We start from the raw sequence: 18,581 nt of genomic DNA, 5'->3' as shown, positions 1-18,581 counted from the left end.
AGATCTGCGATGCGATTTACTGACATATTCATAAAACGGCCGGTGCTGGCGATCTCGCTCAGCTTCCTGATAGCCCTGCTGGGCTTCCAGGCCATCTTCAAGATGCAGGTGCGGGAATACCCTGAGGTGATCAACACCGTCATCACGGTCAACACCAGCTACTATGGCGCCAGCTCGGATCTGATCCAGGGCTTCATCACCCAGCCGCTGGAGCAGGCGGTCGCGCAAGCCGACAACATCGACTTCATGACCTCCTCCAGCCAGCTGGGCAGCTCCACGGTGACGGCCTACATGAAGCTGAACACCGACCCCAACGCCGCGCTGTCCGACATCCTGGCCAAGGTCAACTCGGTGCGATCCCAGTTGCCCAAAGAGGCGGAAGACCCTTCGGTCACCTCCTCCACGGGTTCCACCACGGCGGTGCTCTACATGGGCTTCACCAGCCCTGAGCTGAACTCCAGCCAGATCACCGACTATCTGGAGCGGGTCATCAAGCCCCAGCTGTTTACCGTAGGCGGGGTGTCCAAGGTGGACCTCTACGGCGGGGTCGAGTTTGCCCTGCGGGTGTGGCTGGATCCGGCCAAGATGGCCGCCTTCGATCTGACCGCCAGCGACGTGATGACGGTGCTCAACAGCAACAACTATCAGTCCGCCACCGGTCAGGCCACCGGCTATTTCACCCTGTTCAACGGCAATGCCGAGACCCAGGTCAGCAATACCGATGAACTCAAGCGCCTGGTCGTAGCGACCCGGGATGGCAAGGTGATCCGCCTCTCCGACATCGCCAAAGTGTCGCTGGAGAAGAGCCACGACATCTATCGCGCCAGCGCCAACGGCCGTGAGGCCGTGGTGCTTGCCATCAATGCCGCGCCGACCGCCAACCCCATCAACATCGCCCACGATGTGCTGGAGCTGCTGCCTAGCCTGAAGAGCAACATGCCGAGCACCATGCAGGTCAACATCCTGTATGACTCCACCATCGCCATCAACGAGTCCATCCACGAGGTCATCAAGACCATACTGGAGGCGGCCGCCATCGTACTGGTGGTGATCACCCTGTTCCTCGGCTCCTTCCGGGCCGTCATCATCCCCATCATCACCATACCGCTGAGTCTCATCGGCGTGGTGATGATGATGGACATGTTCGGTTTCTCCATCAACCTGATGACCCTGCTGGCCATGGTGCTCGCCATCGGCCTGGTGGTGGATGACGCCATCGTGGTGCTGGAGAACGTCGACCGCCACATCAAGGAGGGGGAAGAGCCGTTCCGGGCCGCCATCATAGGTACTCGTGAAATCGCCGTGCCGGTCATCGCCATGACGGTGACCCTGGCTGCGGTGTACGCGCCCATCGCCCTGATGGGGGGCATCACCGGCTCCCTGTTCAAGGAGTTCGCGCTGACCCTGGCGGGGGCGGTGTTCGTCTCCGGCATCATCGCCCTGACCCTGTCACCCATGATGTGCGCCAAGATGCTCAGGGCCAACGAGACCCCGAGCAAGTTCGAGAGCACGGTACATCACCTGCTGGATCGGATGACGGCCCGCTACGACAGCATGCTGCATGCCGTGATGCAAAAGCGCATCGTGGTCATCCTGTTCGCCGTCATCGTGTTCGGCAGCCTGCCGCTGCTGTTCAAGTTCATTCCGAGCGAGCTGGCCCCGTCCGAGGACAAGGGGGTCATGGCCGTGCTGGGGACGGCACCGTCCAATGCCAACCTGGACTACATCGAAAACACCATGGCGGACGTGAACAAGGTCCTGGATGACCAGCCGGAAATCGCCTACTCCCAGGTCTTCTCCGGGGTGTTCAACGCCAACCAGGCCTTCGGCATCGCCTCCATGGTGCCCTGGAGCCAGCGTGAGGCGAGCCAGAAAGAGGTGCTTGATCGGGTGGCCGGCTTGGTGAAGGACATCCCCGGGATGGCCATCACCACCTTCCAGTTCCCCGAACTGCCAGGTGCCTCCAGCGGTCTGCCCATCCAGTTCGTCATCACCACCCCGAACAGCTTCGAGAGCCTGTTCCTGATCGCGGGTGAGATGCTGGCGGCGACCCAGGCCAACGGCCAGTTCGTCTATTCGGATCTCGATCTGAACTACGACTCGGCCACCATGAAGATCAGCATCGACAAGGACAAGGCGGGTGCCTACGGCATCACCATGCAGGACATCGGGACCACCATGGGCACCATGATGGCAGACGGCTACGTCAACCGGATCGATCTGGATGGCCGCTCCTACGAGGTGATCCCGCAGGTGGAACGCAAGTACCGCCTCAACCCCGAGTCCATCAAGGGTTATTACGTGCGCGCCGCCGACGGCAAGTCGATCCCGCTGGGCAGTCTGATCAAGATTGAAGTGGTTGGCGAGCCCCGCGCCCTGCCCCACTTCAACCAGCTGAACTCCGCCACCATAGGCGCCGTACCGGCACCGGGTGTGGCCATGGGGGATGCGATCAACTGGTTCAAGGCCACCGCCGAAGAGAAGCTGCCGCAAGGCTATCGCTACGACTTCATGGGGGAAGCCCGCCAGTTCGTGACCGAAGGCAACGCCCTGTACGCCACCTTCGCACTGGCGCTGGCCATCATCTTCCTGGTGCTGGCCATCCAGTTCGAGTCGGTACGTGATCCTCTGGTGATCATGGTGTCGGTGCCGCTGGCCATCAGCGGGGCGCTGATTGCCCTGGCATGGGGCATGGCCACCATGAACATTTACTCCCAGGTGGGCCTCATCACGCTCGTTGGTCTGATCACCAAGCACGGTATTCTGATCTGCGAGGTGGCGAAGGAGGAGCAGCTGCTGCACGGCATGAACCGGATGCAGGCCGTGATGCAGGCCGCCAAGGTGCGTCTGCGTCCCATCCTGATGACCACGGCGGCCATGATCGCCGGTCTGATCCCGCTGCTCTATGCGGCAGGTGCGGGCGCGGCCCAGCGCTTCAGCATCGGCATCGTGATCGTGGCGGGTCTGGCCATCGGCACCCTGTTCACCCTGTTCGTGCTGCCGGTGATCTACACCTTCCTGGCCTCCGAACACAAACCGCTGCCGGAATTCGACGAGTCCATTCCGGCCAAGGCAAAGGGAAGCCATTGATCCTCAGCCGACACCAACAAGGCCCCGAAAGGGGCCTTGTTTTTATCCATTTCATGACCCACGACATGAGTCCATGAAGCAGTTAAACTAAGCCGTTCGCAATCCAGACCGCAAGGATGCCATGTCAGGAATCTTCTCCAAGGCCTTCGGCCTTAACGGACTCTCTTATCGTCTGCTTTCCTACATTCTGATCTGCAGTACCGTGCTGGCGCTGGTCATCACGGTGCTGCAGCTCGCCTGGGACTACAACAAGGACGTGACCGTCATCGAGGCCAGCATCGACCAGATCGAGGCCTCCTTCCTGCAACCCATCTCCGCCAGTCTGTGGAACCTGGATGAGGAGCAGGTCAAGGTGCAGATCGAAGGCATCATGAACCTGCCCAATATGCAGTTCGTCATGGTCAAGGAGATGCTGGGCAACTCGGAAGTGCCGCTGCTGACCCAGGGTGTGGAGCAGGCGCAATACGACATCTCCCGCGAATTCAGCCTCACCTATCAGGGGGAAGTGGTCGGCAAGCTGTTCGTCGCCGCCACCCTGGAGCAGGTCTACCAGCGACTGATCGAGAAGTCGGTGCTGATCCTGGTCAGCCAGACCATCAAGACCCTGGTCGTCTCGCTCTGCATCCTGGTCATCATCTATTACCTGGTGATCCGTCATATCAACCGCATCGTCAGCTACGCCCAGAAATTGAGCCTGGATCGGCTGGCGGTGGAACTGACGCTGGAGGGGCGCCCCCTGCCCCGCAAGCATCCGGACGAGTTCGATGCGCTGGCCGCCACCCTCAACCAGATGCGTACCCGCCTGAACGACGAGTTCACGGCCCGCCATCAGGCGGCGGATCAACTCCAGCAGGAGCGGGACTTCTCCGCCACCCTGATCAACTCGGCCAACATGGTCATCTGCTGCATGGAACCGGATCTCAACATCGCCAGCATCAACCCGGCCGCCATCCTGCTCACCGGTTACCATCATGAGGAGTTGCTCCAGCACAACTGGCTGGATCTCTTCGTCAGCCAGGAGCAGAGGGCCGAGCTGGCAGCCATCCTGTCGGACCAGGGCTCTCTCGATGACAGGGAGATCATCATGCATGACCAGCAGGGCCACGAGCTCGTCCTGCAGTGGACCTTCGCCCCCTTCTACGAGGGACCCAATCTCAAGTATCTGATTGGTTTCGGTTATGACATCACCCGTCTGAAGAAGGTGGAGCGGGAGATCACCCTGTTCAACGAACAGCTGGAAGGCAAGGTGGTGGAGCGTACTCGCAGCCTGAGCGATGCCAACGACCAGCTGGGCAAGGCCTATGACGACCTGAAACAGGCGCAGCAGACCCTGGTGGAGTCGGAGAAGATGGCCTCCCTCGGTTCCCTGGTGGCCGGCGTGGCCCACGAGATCAACACTCCCATCGGCATCAGCGTGACCGCCTCCTCCTATCTGCAGGAGCAGGTGGCCGACTTCAAGCAGCACCTCGAAGCCAAGCAGTTGTCACGCTCCTATCTCAACGAGTTCACCCAGAATCTCGACGAGTCGATGCAATTGCTGCAGGGCAACCTGAGGCGAGCCTCCGAGCTCATCGCCAGCTTCAAGCAGGTGGCGGTGGATCAGTCGTCCGAGGCGCGCTACAACTTCAGCCTCGCCGACAATCTGCATCAGGTGGTGGTCTCCCTCGGCTACAAGCTGAAGAAGGCCCAGTGCGAAGTCGACATTCAATGCGATCCCAAGCTGGCCATCTACTCCTTCCCCGGCAGCTTCACCCAGATCTATTCCAATCTGATCCTCAACTCCATCCATCACGGTTTCGACGGCTGGGACAGGCCCAAGAAGATCACCATCAGGGTGGAGCAGCAGGGTGACGAGCTGGTCATCGATTACAGTGACAACGGCCGCGGCATCCCCCCGGAAATACTGCCGCGCATCTTCGATCCCTTCGTCACTTCCAAGCGGGGCCAGGGGGGGAGCGGGCTCGGCACCCACATCATCTACAACCTGGTGGTGCAGTTGCTCCGTGGCCGCATCCATTGCGCCAGCGAACCGGGCCAGGGAGCCCAGTTCCATATTCGCCTGCCCATCCAGCAGAACTGAGCGTCGGCTCTTGTGAGCCGGCCACTTTGTCCCCATCATGCTGTGATTGCATTCTTAACGAGCGGAGAACCTCGCAATGGCACAGCATTTTGACTATATCGCCATCGGCGGCGGCAGCGGCGGCATCGCCTCGGCCAACCGGGCTGCCATGTATGGCAAGAAAGTCGCCCTGATTGAAGCCAAAGAGCTGGGGGGTACCTGTGTCAACGTCGGCTGCGTGCCGAAGAAGGCCATGTGGTATGCCGGCCAGATCGCCGATGCCCTGAGGTATGGATCCGACTACGGCTTCGATACCACCCTCAATCACTTCAGCTGGGCCAGGCTGGTCGAGTCCCGTCAGGCCTACATCGGCCGCATCCACAAGTCCTATGAGAACGTGCTGGGCAAGAACCAGATCACCGTCATCAAGGGCTTTGCCCGTTTCGTCAGCAGCAACACCATCGAGGTTGATGGCGAGCAGTACAGCGCCGATCACATACTGATCGCCACCGGCGGCCGCCCCGAGGTTCCGACCATACCAGGTGCTGAATTCGGCATCGACTCCGACGGCTTCTTCGAGCTGCAAGCCCAACCCAAGCGGGTCGCCGTGGTCGGCGCCGGCTATATCGCCGTGGAGATCGCCGGCGTGATGCAGGCACTCGGCTCCGAGACCCACCTGGTGGTGCGCAAGCATGCGCCGCTGCGCAACTTCGATCCCATGATCCACGAGACCCTGGTGGAGATCATGGCCCAGGAAGGGCCCAAGCTGCACACCCACGCCGTGCCCAAGGCCGTGGTCAAGAACGCCGACGAAAGCCTGACCCTGCAACTGGAAGATGGCCGCCATCTCACGGTGGACTGCCTGATCTGGGCCATCGGCCGCATGCCCGCCACCGACAACCTCAATCTGGCCGCCACCGGCATCACCCTGGACGAGCAGGGCTTCATCCCGACCGACAAGTTCCAGAACACCGCCGTCGCCAACCTCTATGCGGTGGGTGACAACACGGGGCGCATCCAGCTCACCCCGGTGGCCGTCGCGGCCGGTCGTCGCCTCTCCGAGCGGCTGTTCAACAACAAGCCCAACGAGCACCTCAACTACGATCTGGTACCGACCGTGGTGTTCAGCCACCCGCCCATCGGCACCATAGGGCTGACCGAGCCGGAAGCCATCGCCGAATATGGCGAGAGCCAGGTGAAGGTCTACCGCAGCCAGTTCACCGCCATGTATTCGGCCCTGACCCAGCATCGCCAGCCCACCCGGATGAAGCTGGTCTGTGTCGGGCCGGAGGAGAAGGTGGTCGGCCTGCACGGCATCGGTTTTGCGATGGACGAGATACTGCAAGGTTTCGGCGTCGCCATGAAGATGGGCGCCACCAAGGCGGACTTTGACAACTGCGTTGCTATCCATCCGACCAGTGCGGAAGAGTTTGTGACAATGCGATAAGCACGTCGAAGCCGGTCTGATCACCATCAGGCCGGCTTCGACAACTGAGTGCCGCTTTCCTTCCCTCCTCCCGACTGCATGAAAGAGTGGGCCACCACACGCCAACTACTTCCAGTAGCAGCGCTATCACCACACGGCGAGATTCGACCTCGGTCTGCGCATCAGTACCGCCATCACACTGCGGTTCTTCCACTGTGGGCTGTCAGGTTGGATGGAATGACGAGCGGATCTCCTCGCATTGCATCCAAGTCCAATCTGGCGGATTGAGGTGTTCAGGCTTGCGGCTGATATCGTTCGGCCGCATGAGCTTGGCGAAGATCCGACATCAGCCCTTGACGTGCATCATCCAGAGCGGTCCAGCGTTCGGCGACATGAAGTGGCGGAATCGTCACCAGCTCGCGGCGATCGAACCCGACCAATGCGGCATCAACCAGCTCGCCCACTTCCATCACCTCGGGGAGAGTGTTGACATCCACACCTGCATGCGCCCAGATTTCGGTGCGGGTTGTGGCCGGCAACACGGCTTGCACGTAGACCCCTTTGGGTGACAGTTCATGAGCCAGCCCCTGCGACAAAAACAGCACGTAGGCTTTGGTCGCACCGTAGAGAGAGATACCGAACTCGGGCGAAAATCCCACCACAGAACCAATGTTGACGATGCTCCCCGTGCCGGATTGCGCAAGGCGCGGTGCGATCGCTGCGGCGAGCCGCGTCAATGCGGTTATGTTCAGTGCGATCTGGGATTCGATGGCCTCGGGAGATTGCTCCAGAAAATGCCCGGATTGCGGCATACCGGCATTGTTAATGAGGATGCCGATACGTGCGTCATGCCGCAGGCGAGTTTCCAGTGCCGGCAGCTCTGCCGAATTGGTCAGGTCAGCCTGCAGCACCTCAACGGCTATCTGGTGTTGCTCACTCAGGCGCATGGCCAGCGCATCCAGGCGCGACTTGTTGCGCGCAACAAGAACAAGATCGTGGCCACGGCGAGCAAAACGTTCGGCATAGGTGGCACCGATACCGCTGGAGGCGCCGGTGATAAAGACTGTCGGTAGTGTGGTCATGTTATTTCCTTGATATGGATGGCGTGGGTGAACGAGCCAATGCGGCCGTGATCACGGCTTGATGCTGACGACGACCTTGCCCCTGGCGTGGCCCTTGGCAAGATACTCCAGCGCTTCTTTGGCCTGGTCGAACGGGAATACCTTGTCGATGACCGGCTTGATGCGTTGAGCGTCGAGCAGTTCGCCGATTTCGGTGAGTTGGTCGCCATCGGGACGCACAAACAGGAACGAGTAGGCGACGTTCCGCTTGTTTGCCCGCGACCTGATTTTTCGGCTCATCAGCCCGAACAGGAGGCGGAGCAATACGTTCAGCCCCCGGGCACGCGCGAAGGCAGCATCCAGCGGGCCGGTGAGGGAGATAATCTTGCTTCCCGGTTTGAGGATATCGATGGCTTTTTCGATCGCATCTCCCCTGACTGTCCCCAGCACGGTGTCGTAGCCGTGCAGTTGGTGCTCGAATGCCTGTTGCTTGTAATCGACCACCTCATCGGCCCCCAGCTCGCGCACCAGCTCGATGTTACCGGTGCTGACGGTGGTGCCCACCTTGGCCCCCAGCAGCTTGGCAAGCTGGATAGCAAAGGTGCCGATGCCACCGGATCCGGCAGGGATAAACACCTTTTGGCCAGCCTGCAGATTGGCGCGCTCCTTCAGTGCTTGCCATGAGGTGAGTCCGACCATCGGGATCGAGGCAGCTTGCACGAAGTCCAGATTGGCAGGTTTCAACGCCGCAGCGCGCTCAGGCACCACCGCAAATTCGGCCAGCGATCCGCTACCGTGATCGAAAATACTGGCGAAGACGGCATCGCCCGGCTTGAAACGGGTCACCTGACTGCCAACCTCGGTCACGACACCGGCCAGATCGCTGCCCAATGTGGCGGGAAGCTGAAAATGAAGCACCGGTTTGAACATGCCGGTCGGAATCATGTTGTCGATCGGGTTCAGGCCAGCGGCATAAACCTGAACCAGCATTTCGTCCGCCTTCAGTGCAGGACGGGGGAGATCCGTGATCCCAATCTCCGGCGACTTGCCGTAACGTTTGAATGTGAGTGCTTTCATGATTCGGTCATTCATCCTTGGCTGTGCATCGGGGTCAGGTCTGCGTCATCCGCGAGGAAGGCCAGCACCTCGGGCACAAAGGCCCGATAGTGCTGAAAAATGCCACCGTGCCCCGAGTCGGGGTAAATCGTCAGTCGGGCATTCGGCAGCCGGCGAGCCATGTCCGCTGACAGTCGGCTATCGACCATCAGGTCATGGTCACCATTGGCCACGAACACCGGTTGCGTGATGACCGAAAGATCATCCGGCGCACTCAATCCCGCACTCCGGATCGCCTTGAGCTGGGCATATCTGGCCTGCAGGGAGATGGGCTGGTCACGGTCAGTCGTGCGCGCTTTCAGACGAGAGAAATACTCTTTTGCCGCACGCTTGCCATCCGGGGTGCGGGGAAAAAACAGGAAGTGCCGCGGATCCTTCAGCGTCAATGCCGCTTTGAGGTAGGCGGTGGCGGCAATCTTGTTGATCTCGTCGATACCGCCACCTCCCCGCGGCCCGGTTCCGGCAAGCACAATCCGGCGCACCAGATCCGGCGCCTGCAAAGCCACCATTTGCGCCACACCACCACCTAACGAAAACCCGAGCAGATCGACCTGCGACAATCCCATGGCGCGAATAAAGGCGATGGCATCACGTCCCATCTCCTCAATGGTATGTGGCACCGATCCCCCCGAGGCGCCGACTCCGCGATTATCGAAAGCGATAACCCGGCGTTTCGCCGCGATGCCATCGATAACACCGGGATCCCAGTCATCGAGTACCGCCATCAGATGGTGCAAAAAGATCACCGGCACACCGGTGTCGGGGCCCAGCGCCCGATAGGCAAAAGATGTTCCGTTCACATCAAGGGTGCGGGTCGGCACATCTTTCCAATGCATATGCCCTGTCTGACGTAGTGTGGTCACCGGGCGGTGACCGGCAGATCTCCCGGTTATCGAGGCGATCCCCATCTTCTTTGTAACCATGTCCGAGATCTCCGTGTTGGGTGGATTGTTTGTGGTTGCAGTGTTACTATCAAATTGATATCAACTTACTATCAATTCACAACCAAGTCACTATCAAAACAGTATGAACATGAAAAAAAGTTACGATACCCCATGCCCAATCGCGCGCAGCATGGCGATTGCTGGTGATGCATGGAGCATATTGATCCTGCGCGATGCCCATGCCGGTCTCACTCGCTTTGACCAATTCCGGAAAAGTCTGGGGATAGCACCCACGATGTTGACCCGCAGACTGGCGACGTTGACCGAAGAGGGTTTGCTGGAAAAAAGGCTGTATTCTGAACATCCACCCCGTGAGGAGTATCTGCTGACCGCTGCCGGTCGCGATTTTCTACCGATACTCTTCATGATTGGTGAGTGGGGTCGCCAATATCGGGGCGACGACAACATGATCCGTTTCTTCGATATGGAGGCCGGCACAGAAATCAAGGCCATCGTGGTCGATGAAGTGACCGGGGCAAAGATTGGGACCCGCCCGCTGCGCGTGGTGATGCCTGATGAAAACTGACCGATGATTTGACACTCGCATCGTCTTTCACCCAAACCCGGCTCAGGCTGGGTTTTTTTGATCCCTCCTCGCCATTTCTCTCGCAAAACCGCCGTTCTTTACGCCGATTTTACGTTCCCCAAATGCCCCTTTATGGCGCCTTTACGGCCGTTTTACATACCCTTTCAGCGTCAATGACACCAACGGAGTCGATATGGATTTGCATCGACTCTCGGCGCTAATAATCTCAACGGAGTCGTTATGAATTGGCTATACCTGCTGCTGATCCTCGCTCTGATCGGTTATCTGATGCGTGCACTGATGCACAGCGACCACGAGTGAGGGATCTGATATGTGGCAAGAAATAATCTATCCGGTGGCCTTCGTGCTGCTGGTCCTGCTGCCGGCACCCCTGCTCGGCAGCTATATGTATCGTGTGTTCGAGGGCAAGAGCCGCTGGCTCGCGCCGGTCGAGCGCGCCACCCTGGCCTGCTGTGGCACGGACGGACGGGAGCAGGACTGGAAGTCCTACGCCCTCAGCCTGCTGGCCTTCAACGGCGCCGGATTCGGTCTGCTGTTCCTGATCCTGATGGCCCAGGGCCTGCTGCCCCTCAACCCGCAACAGCTGCCGGGCCTGAACTGGCAACTCGCCTTCAACACCGCGGTCAGCTTCATGACCAACACCAACTGGCAAGCCTATTCCGGTGAGGCCAGCCTCTCCTACTTCAGCCAGATGGTGGGACTCACTACCCAGAACTTCGTCTCGGCCGCCACCGGTGCCACTGTCGCTATCGCACTGTTTCGCGGCCTCTCCCGCCAGCAGACCATACACCTTGGCAACTTCTGGCAGGATCTGGTGCGCTTCTGCCTCTATGTGCTGCTGCCCATGGCGTTGCTCATGGCGCTACTGCTGGTGTCGCAAGGGGTTCCCCAGAGTCTGTCGGCCTATCTGCCGTTCCACGCCCTGGAAGGTCAGGAGCAGTTGTTGCCGCTCGGCCCTGCCGCCTCGCAGATCGCCATCAAGCAACTCGGCTCCAACGGCGGCGGTTTCTTCGGCGTCAACTCGGCCCACCCGTTCGAGAACCCGACCGCCCTCTCCAACTGGCTGGAGATGGTCGCCCTGCTGACCATTCCCGCCGCCCTGGTCTGTACCCTGGGCCGTTACGTGAAGGATACCGGCCACGGCCGCGCCATCCTCACCGCCATGACGCTGCTGTTCGTGCTGGGGCTCGGTCTGTCCGTCTATCAGGAACTGCAACCGGATCCGGCGCTCGCCCAGCTCACCACTCACGCAAGCAATATGGCAGGCAACTGGGAAGGCAAGGAGAGCCGTTTCGGCCCTGTACTCTCCAGCATCTGGGAAGTGGCGACCACATCGGCCTCTAACGGCTCTGTAAACGCCATGCACGACAGCTTCACCCCGCTGGGTGGCATGGTCGGCATGATCAACATGCTGCTCGGTGAGGTCATCTTCGGCGGCGTGGGTGCCGGTATCTACGGCATGATGCTATTCGTGCTGTTGACCGTGTTCCTGTGCGGCCTGATGGTTGGACGCACCCCGACCTATCTCGGCAAGCGTCTCGGGATCACCGAGATGAAATGGGTAGTCGCCAGCATGCTGGTGATGCCGGTCGGGGTTCTGGTGATCGGCGGGGTAACGCTGCTGATGCCGGATGCCACCACCATCATGGGTCACGACGGTCCTCACGGTCTGTCACGCCTCATCTATGCCTACGCCTCGGCCGCCGGCAACAACGGCTCGGCCTTCGGGGGCTTCGCCGCCGCAGACAACTGGCAGTGCGTCGCCATCGGTCTGGCCATGCTGCTCGGTCGCTTCGGCTACATCATTCCGGTACTGGCCATCGCCGGTCAGCTCTCGCGCGCCTCCCAACAGGATGCCGGCGAGGGTGACTTCCCCATCCGCGGTCCGCTGTTCATCACCTTGCTGATCATCACAGTGCTGCTGATAGGCGGTCTCTCCTTCCTGCCGGTACTGGCGCTGGGCCCCGTCGCCGAGCATCTCCTGATACTGGGAGCGCTCTGATGACCCTGTTCATGTCAGTCACTTTACCGATGCCAATGGTCGAACATCTGATGCTGGGAGCATTCAAATGAGCAAGTCCATCTCCATCCCTGCCCGTACCGAGAAGGTGAAGGGCAAGGGCAAGAAACAGACCTCACAAGTCGTGCAGGCCATGATCGAAGCCTTCTATCGCTTCAACCCCAGGGCGCTGTTTGGCAGCCCCATACTGTTCACCCTCTGGCTGGCTGCCGTGATGGCGACCCTGGAGTCCCTGCTGGGTCAACCCCTGTCGGGAGTCACCCCCAGCCTGGCCTGGCAGCTGACGGCCTGGTTGTGGCTGACCCTGTGGTTTGCCAACTTCGCCGAGACCCTGGCAGAAGGCCGCGGCAAGGCGCGGGCCGACAGCCTGAAGGCGGGCATGAGCCAGCTTCAGGCACGCAAGGTGCGGGATCCGAAAGATGGCCAGGGCGAGTGGATCCCGGCCACCAGCCTGCAAAAAGGGGATCTGGTGCTGGTGCGCAGCGGCGAGATGATCCCGGCCGACGGTGAGGTCGTTGCCGGTATCGCCTCCGTCAACGAGGCCGCCATCACGGGGGAATCCGCCCCCGTCATCCGCGAGTCCGGTACCGACCGCAGCGGCGTGACCGGCAACACCACTGTGGTCTCCGACGAGATCTGGGTCCGCGTGACCAACAATCCCGGGGAGAGCACGCTCGACAGAATGATAGCGCTGGTCGAGGGGGCCAAGCGCCAGAAGACGCCCAACGAGATGGCGCTCGATGCCCTGCTGGTGGGTCTGACCCTGATCTTCCTGCTGGTGGTCGCCACCCTGCCCTGGTTCCTCGACTACAACGGCACCCAGGTACCGCGCCTCTACCTGCTGGCCCTCTTCATCACCCTGATCCCAACCACCATAGGGGGCCTGCTCTCCGCCATCGGCATCGCCGGCATGGACCGGCTGGTAAAGCTGAACGTGATCGCCAAGTCAGGTCGTGCCGTGGAGGCCGCCGGTGACGTGCGCACCCTGCTGCTCGACAAGACAGGCACCATCACCTTCGGCAACCGCATGGCTGACGAACTGATCCCGGCCCCCGGTGTCGATCCCTCCCTGCTGGCCCAGGCCGCCATGCTGGCCTCCCTCGGCGACAACACGCCCGAGGGCAAGTCCATCCTGACCCTGGCCGGCAAGAGCATGGCCAAGCCGAGCCAGCTCGAGAGCGACAAGGTGATCCCCTTCAGCGCCGAGACCCGTCTGAGCGGTCTGGATCGCAACGGTCATCAATATCGCAAGGGGGCCGTGGATGCGGTGCTCAACTACCTCTCCCTCGATCGCAAGGGAGTGCCCGAGCTCATTCTGAAGTCGGTCGACAACATCGCCCGTCAGGGCGGCACCCCGCTGCTGGTCTGTACCCATGAGCAGTTGCTGGGGGTGGTGTACCTCAAGGACATCATCAAGCCAGGCATCAAGGCCCGCTTCCAGATCCTGCGCCACATGGGGATCCGCACAGTGATGATCACCGGGGACAACCCGCTGACCGCCGCCGCCATTGCCGCCGAAGCCGGGGTGGATGACTTCATCGCCGAGGCGACCCCGGAGAAGAAGCTGGCCTACATCCGCCAGGAGCAGGCCGATGGCCGCATGGTCGCCATGTGCGGTGACGGTGCCAACGACGCACCGGCACTGGCCCAGGCGGACGTGGGTCTGGCCATGAACGAAGGCACCCAGGCCGCCAAGGAGGCGGGCAACCTGGTGGATCTGGACTCCAACCCCACCAAGCTGCTGGACGTGGTGCTGGTGGGCAAGCAGTTGCTGGTCACCCGGGGCGCCCTGACCACCTTCTCCATCGCCAACGACGTGGCCAAGTATTTCGCCATACTGCCGGCCCTCTTCATCGCCGCCTACCCGCAGTTGGGGGCACTGAACCTGATGCAACTCGGCAGTCCAGAGAGCGCCATCCTGTCGGCCATCATCTTCAACGCCCTGATCATAGTGGCGCTGGTACCGCTGGCGCTGCGGGGGGTCAACGTGAAGGGCTCTGCCGCCAGCCTGCTGCGCCGCAACCTGTTGATCTATGGTCTCGGTGGCCTGGTCGTGCCCTTCATTGGAATCAAGTTGATCGACCTGGTCATCACCGGCCTGGGGCTGGTGTGATGAAAACGCCGCACGATGGTCTCCACAGTCAGATCATGCCCCCATACATGGGCATCAAGCTGACCGATCTGGTCATCACAGGCCTGGGTCTGGTGTAACCACATAACGGGTGCAAGCCTGGCCTGCACCCCATCAATCTGTTTGGAGCAAGAGAATCATGATAGCAATCAGAACCCTGCTGACCCTGACCCTGCTGCTGGGCGTCGGCTACCCCCTGGCCGTCACCTGGCTGGCCCAGCTGTTGTTCCCCTGGCAGGCCAACGGCAGCCAGCTGACCGACGCCAAGCAGCAGTTGATCGGCAGCGCCCTGCTGGCGCAAAAATTCGAGCGGGCGGAGTACTTCCACTCCCGTCCCTCCGCCAGCGACTTCACCACCATAGGCAGCGGCGCCAGCAACCTGGGGATGAGCTCCCCCCTGCGCAGCGAATTTGCCAAGGCACAGGGTAATGACCAGTCCCCCGCCATGCTGACCCGCTCCGGCTCCGGCCTGGACCCTCATCTGCCCCTGGACGCGGTGCTGACCCAGGTGGATCGCGTCGCCAAGCAACGCGGGCTGGATCCCGCTTCCCTGACGGAACAGGTCAAGTCGTCCACACAAGCTGGTATCCTTGGCCCCCAGGTGGTCAACATCCTCCAGTTGAATCTGTTGCTCGATCAGCACAAGGACGCGTGATGACGCTCCTGGCTGACCCAGGCGGGAGGACGACCCAGATTGTCGAACCGAGCCGACGGTTGCTCCATAAGGATGATGATGCGTGACGTGGTAAAAGCGGGTGCCCTGCTGGCAAGCCTGGAGCAGGAGCACGGCAATGTGCGATGAAGTACAGGCGGGTGCCTTGCTGGCAGGCATGAAGCAGGAGTACATGGATGCGTGATGAGGCTCGGGCCGACGCCTTGCTGGCAAGCCTGGAAGAGGAACACAAGGGCAAGCTGAAGGTCTTCCTCGGCGCCGCCCCCGGCGTAGGCAAGACCTACGCCATGTTGCAAGCGGTACGGGAACAGGCCAGGGAAGGAGTCGACATTCTCATCGGCGTGGTCGAGACCCACGGGCGCCAGGAGACCCTGGCGCTGCTCGACAAGCTCGCCATCCAGCCACGCAAACTGCATCATCACCGCCAGCAGCGACTGGAGGAGATGGACCTGGATGGCTTGCTCGAACGCAAGCCCGCCATCGTAGTGGTGGATGAGCTGGCCCACACCAATGCTCCCGGCAGCCGCCACGAGAAACGCTGGCAGGATGTGGAGGAGTTGCTCGGCGCCGGCATCGATGTCTACTCCACCCTCAATGTTCAGCACCTGGAAAGCCTCAACGATCTGGTGTGGCAACTGACCGGGGTCAGGGTCAAGGAGACCCTGCCCGACCAGGTACTACTGGAGGCGGACAGCATAGTCCTCATAGACCTGCCCCCCAAGGAGCTGCTCGGCCGGCTCAAGGAGGGCAAGGTCTATGTGCCCCATCAGGCCAAGGCCGCCCTGCAATCCTTCTTCTCTCTCAACAACCTGACCGCCCTGCGCGAGCTGGCGATGCAGACTGCCGCCAGCCACGTGGAAGGGGATTTGCAACTGCAGTGGCAGGCGGCGGGCAAGACCACGCTACCGCTGCGGGGCAAGCTGATGGTCTGCCTCGGGGATCAACACGGGGCCTCGCTGGTCCGCTATGGCCACCGTTTCGCCCAGCGCCGCCAGTTGCCCTGGCTGGTGGTACACATCGACAGCAAGGGGCAACGTTCCCCTGAGCTGGAGCAGGCGCTGGCGCTGGCCTCCCAGCTGGGTGCCAGGGTGCTGACGCTCTCCAGCCCGGCGGTCGCCGATGCCCTGCTGGAGACAGCCGAACAGCAGCAGGTCTCACAGCTGTTGCTTGGCAAGCCCCACAGCCCACCCTGGCGCCGCTCCCTGGTGCAACACCTGCTGAAACAGGCGCAGGGATTCGAGATCACACTGGTGGACACCGGGAAGCGCAAACCCAGCCTGAAACTGCACCCTGCTGGCCCCAGGGAGATCCGCCAAAGCCTGCTGGCCCTGCTGATCATGGGAACGACCTCGGCCATCGCCTGGGGGTTCTCTCACTGGCTGCCCTCCGCCTCCCTGCCACTGCTGTTCGTGCTGGGGGTGCTCGCCACGGCCCTCTCCACCAGCCTGGTGCCCGCCATCCTGGCGGCCGTGCTGGGGTTCGTCGGCCACAACCTGCTGTTCACCGCCCCCTACTTCTCCCTGAGCGTTGCCAACCACAGCGACCTGCTCAATCTGTTCGTGCTGCTCATCGTCGGCATGACGGCCGGGCGGCTCGCCTCCCGCCAGCGCCAGCAACTGGTGGGCTTGCGCGAGACCCAGCAGCTTGGCAACGCCCTGCTCTCTCTCAGTCAGGGATTGGCCACCGCCAGCAGCCCGGTGGAGGTGCTCAGGCAGGGTACCCAGGCCATCTCCCTGGCCCTGGGACAACCCGTGTTCGCCCTGGATGAGGAGTACCAATACAGGGCCGGAGACGAGGTACGGGGACCTGGCCAGACTGACAAGGCCGCCATCGACTGGTGCCTGGCCCAGAAGCAGAGCGCGGGGGCTCACACCGCCACCCTCAATGCGGCAGAGGCCCAGTACCACCCCCTCACCGATGAACTGGTGCTGGGGATACGGCTGGCCAGCCCGCTCGCCTCCTCCGCCGAGCACCAGTTGCAGGCGTTGCTCACCGACATCCGGGCCGCCCTCGCGCGGATCGATCTCAACGAGCGATTGGCCGACAGCCAGCTGCAGGCGGAGACGGATCGGATGCGTGCCGCCCTGCTCTCCTCGGTCTCCCACGATCTGAAGACACCGCTCGCCACCATCATGGGGGCCGGCAGCACACTGCTGGAATATGGTGACCGGATCAGCAGCGAGGATCGCAGCGAGCTGCTGCACTCGGTGCAGGACGAGGCACGCCGCCTGCACAGCTATGTGCAGAACCTGCTGGACATGACCCGCATCGGCTCGCCGGATTTCCAGCTCAAACGGGACTGGGTCGACCTCGCCGACCTGGTGGAGAGTGCCCGCAAGCGGCTGGACTCCTCCTGGCGCCAGCACAGGCTGCTGATCCACTTCGATCAGCAGATCCCCCAGCTCTATGTGCACGGTGCCCTGATCGAGCAGGTGCTGGTCAACATCCTCGACAACGCCTCCCGCTACTCGCCAGCCGGCACCCCCATAGAGTTCAAAGTGATGCTGGCGGACCCGGACCTCATCATCGACATCATCGACATCGGTGTCGGCATCGCCGAGTCGGATCGGGACAAGATCTTCAATCTGTTCTACACCCAGCCGGTGGGGGATTGCGGCAGTCGCGGCACCGGACTTGGACTCGCCATTTCCCGCGCCATGATAGAGGCCCACGGTGGTCGCATCTGGGCATTCTCCGGCCCCAACGGCAACGGTACCTGCATGCGCATCTCACTGCCGCTCTCCCTCAACGCACCTGAGGTATGATGTGCATATTCTGGGTGCAGGGTGATATCGCCCCACTTTTCAACACTCGCCTTCGGAGGCTAGATGGCTCATATCCTGGTCATAGATGATGAAGCGGCCATTCGCCGCTTTCTGCGTATCAGCCTAGTCGCCGAAGGGCACCAGGTGAGCGAGGCGGTGGGTGTCAACGAAGGGCTGGCGCAGTATCGCCACCTCAACCCCGATCTGGTGATCCTGGATCTCGGCCTGCCGGACGGGGATGGCATCCAGATCTTGCAGGCCATCCGCGAGCACCAGCCCAACCCAGTGCTGGTACTGTCGGCTCGGGATTCGGAACAAGAAAAGGTACGGCTGCTGGATGCGGGGGCCAACGACTACATGAGCAAGCCGTTCGGCATCGGGGAGATGATGGCCCGCATCCGCGCCTTGCTGCGCCAGCGAGCCGGGGTCAGCAGCGGCGAATGCCGCCACTTCCCGCAATGTGGTCTGAGTCTGGATACCGGCAGTCACAAGGTGACCATGAAGGATGAAGAGATTTCCCTGTCTCGCAAGGAGTTCTCCCTGCTGCAGGCCCTGGTGTGTCATCCCGGCAAGCTGGTGATGCAGACCCAGTTGCTCAACGACATCTGGGGGCCAAGCCACAAGGAAGATACCCACTATCTGCGCATCGTCATTGCCAGCCTGCGCAAGAAGCTGAGGGATAACCCCCAGCAACCCAGTCTGATCGAAACCGAACCCGGTATCGGTTACCGTTTTATCGGTAGCTGACG

General features: G+C 61.4%; 12 protein-coding genes. 9 read left to right on the top strand and 3 right to left on the bottom strand.

Features of this window, described 5'->3' with window-relative positions; all coding sequences use genetic code 11:
* The first annotated feature begins 9 nt into the window (after positions 1-9).
* The 3 genes from ACB039_RS14135 (at position 10) to gorA (ending at position 6,596) form a co-directional block, all read left to right on the top strand.
* A complete protein-coding gene (locus tag ACB039_RS14135; RefSeq protein ID WP_005326341.1) occupies positions 10-3,090 on the top strand; it encodes a multidrug efflux RND transporter permease subunit in 3,081 nt (1,026 codons plus the stop codon).
* A gap of 121 nt (positions 3,091-3,211) precedes the next feature.
* Positions 3,212-5,170, top strand: a complete 1,959-nt coding sequence (locus ACB039_RS14130) for an ATP-binding protein (RefSeq protein WP_005326340.1) — start codon at positions 3,212-3,214, stop codon at positions 5,168-5,170.
* A gap of 76 nt (positions 5,171-5,246) precedes the next feature.
* A complete protein-coding gene (gene gorA / locus ACB039_RS14125) occupies positions 5,247-6,596 on the top strand; it encodes a glutathione-disulfide reductase (RefSeq protein WP_139751270.1) in 1,350 nt (449 codons plus the stop codon).
* Positions 6,597-6,868: 272 nt separating this feature from the next.
* On the opposite strand, the gene ACB039_RS14120 is transcribed toward gorA, so the two are convergent.
* The 3 genes from ACB039_RS14120 to ACB039_RS14110 are packed head-to-tail and all read right to left on the bottom strand — an operon-like array spanning position 6,869 to position 9,675.
* Positions 6,869-7,657 carry an SDR family NAD(P)-dependent oxidoreductase gene (locus ACB039_RS14120; RefSeq protein WP_371165906.1) on the bottom strand — a complete coding sequence of 263 codons (789 nt, stop codon included), beginning with the start codon at positions 7,655-7,657 and terminating at the stop codon, positions 6,869-6,871.
* Positions 7,658-7,708: 51 nt separating this feature from the next.
* Positions 7,709-8,713: an NADP-dependent oxidoreductase gene (locus ACB039_RS14115; protein ID WP_139750693.1), complete on the bottom strand. Its 1,005-nt coding sequence runs from the start codon at positions 8,711-8,713 to the stop codon at positions 7,709-7,711.
* An 11-nt stretch (positions 8,714-8,724) separates the two neighbouring features.
* A complete protein-coding gene (locus tag ACB039_RS14110) occupies positions 8,725-9,675 on the bottom strand; it encodes an alpha/beta fold hydrolase (protein WP_226170911.1) in 951 nt (316 codons plus the stop codon).
* A 109-nt stretch (positions 9,676-9,784) separates the two neighbouring features.
* Between ACB039_RS14110 and ACB039_RS14105 the strand changes: the two genes are divergently transcribed.
* The 6 genes from ACB039_RS14105 (at position 9,785) to ACB039_RS14080 (ending at position 18,579) form a co-directional block, all read left to right on the top strand.
* Positions 9,785-10,222 (top strand): helix-turn-helix domain-containing protein, encoded by a 438-nt coding sequence (locus ACB039_RS14105; protein ID WP_226170909.1) that lies wholly within the window; start codon positions 9,785-9,787, stop codon positions 10,220-10,222.
* Positions 10,223-10,553: 331 nt separating this feature from the next.
* Positions 10,554-12,245 carry a potassium-transporting ATPase subunit KdpA gene (gene kdpA, locus ACB039_RS14100; RefSeq protein WP_371165905.1) on the top strand — a complete coding sequence of 564 codons (1,692 nt, stop codon included), beginning with the start codon at positions 10,554-10,556 and terminating at the stop codon, positions 12,243-12,245.
* A 67-nt stretch (positions 12,246-12,312) separates the two neighbouring features.
* On the top strand, positions 12,313-14,376 hold the full coding sequence (gene kdpB, locus ACB039_RS14095) for a potassium-transporting ATPase subunit KdpB (RefSeq protein ID WP_371165904.1): 2,064 nt from the start codon (positions 12,313-12,315) through the stop codon (positions 14,374-14,376).
* A 157-nt stretch (positions 14,377-14,533) separates the two neighbouring features.
* Positions 14,534-15,049, top strand: a complete 516-nt coding sequence (locus ACB039_RS14090) for a potassium-transporting ATPase subunit C (RefSeq protein WP_139750689.1) — start codon at positions 14,534-14,536, stop codon at positions 15,047-15,049.
* A 194-nt stretch (positions 15,050-15,243) separates the two neighbouring features.
* Positions 15,244-17,832, top strand: a complete 2,589-nt coding sequence (locus ACB039_RS14085; protein ID WP_371165903.1) for a DUF4118 domain-containing protein — start codon at positions 15,244-15,246, stop codon at positions 17,830-17,832.
* A gap of 63 nt (positions 17,833-17,895) precedes the next feature.
* The gene (locus ACB039_RS14080) at positions 17,896-18,579 is read left to right on the top strand and encodes a response regulator (protein WP_371165902.1); all 684 of its coding nucleotides are present in this window, start codon (positions 17,896-17,898) and stop codon (positions 18,577-18,579) included.
* The last annotated feature ends 2 nt before the right edge of the window (positions 18,580-18,581 follow it).

The sequence above is a fragment of the Aeromonas sp. S2(2024) genome (assembly GCF_041402505.1).
Taxonomy (GTDB): domain Bacteria; phylum Pseudomonadota; class Gammaproteobacteria; order Enterobacterales; family Aeromonadaceae; genus Aeromonas; species Aeromonas media.
Note: the sequence above shows the minus strand (reverse complement) of the source record. Positions and strands in the feature narration are given on the sequence as shown.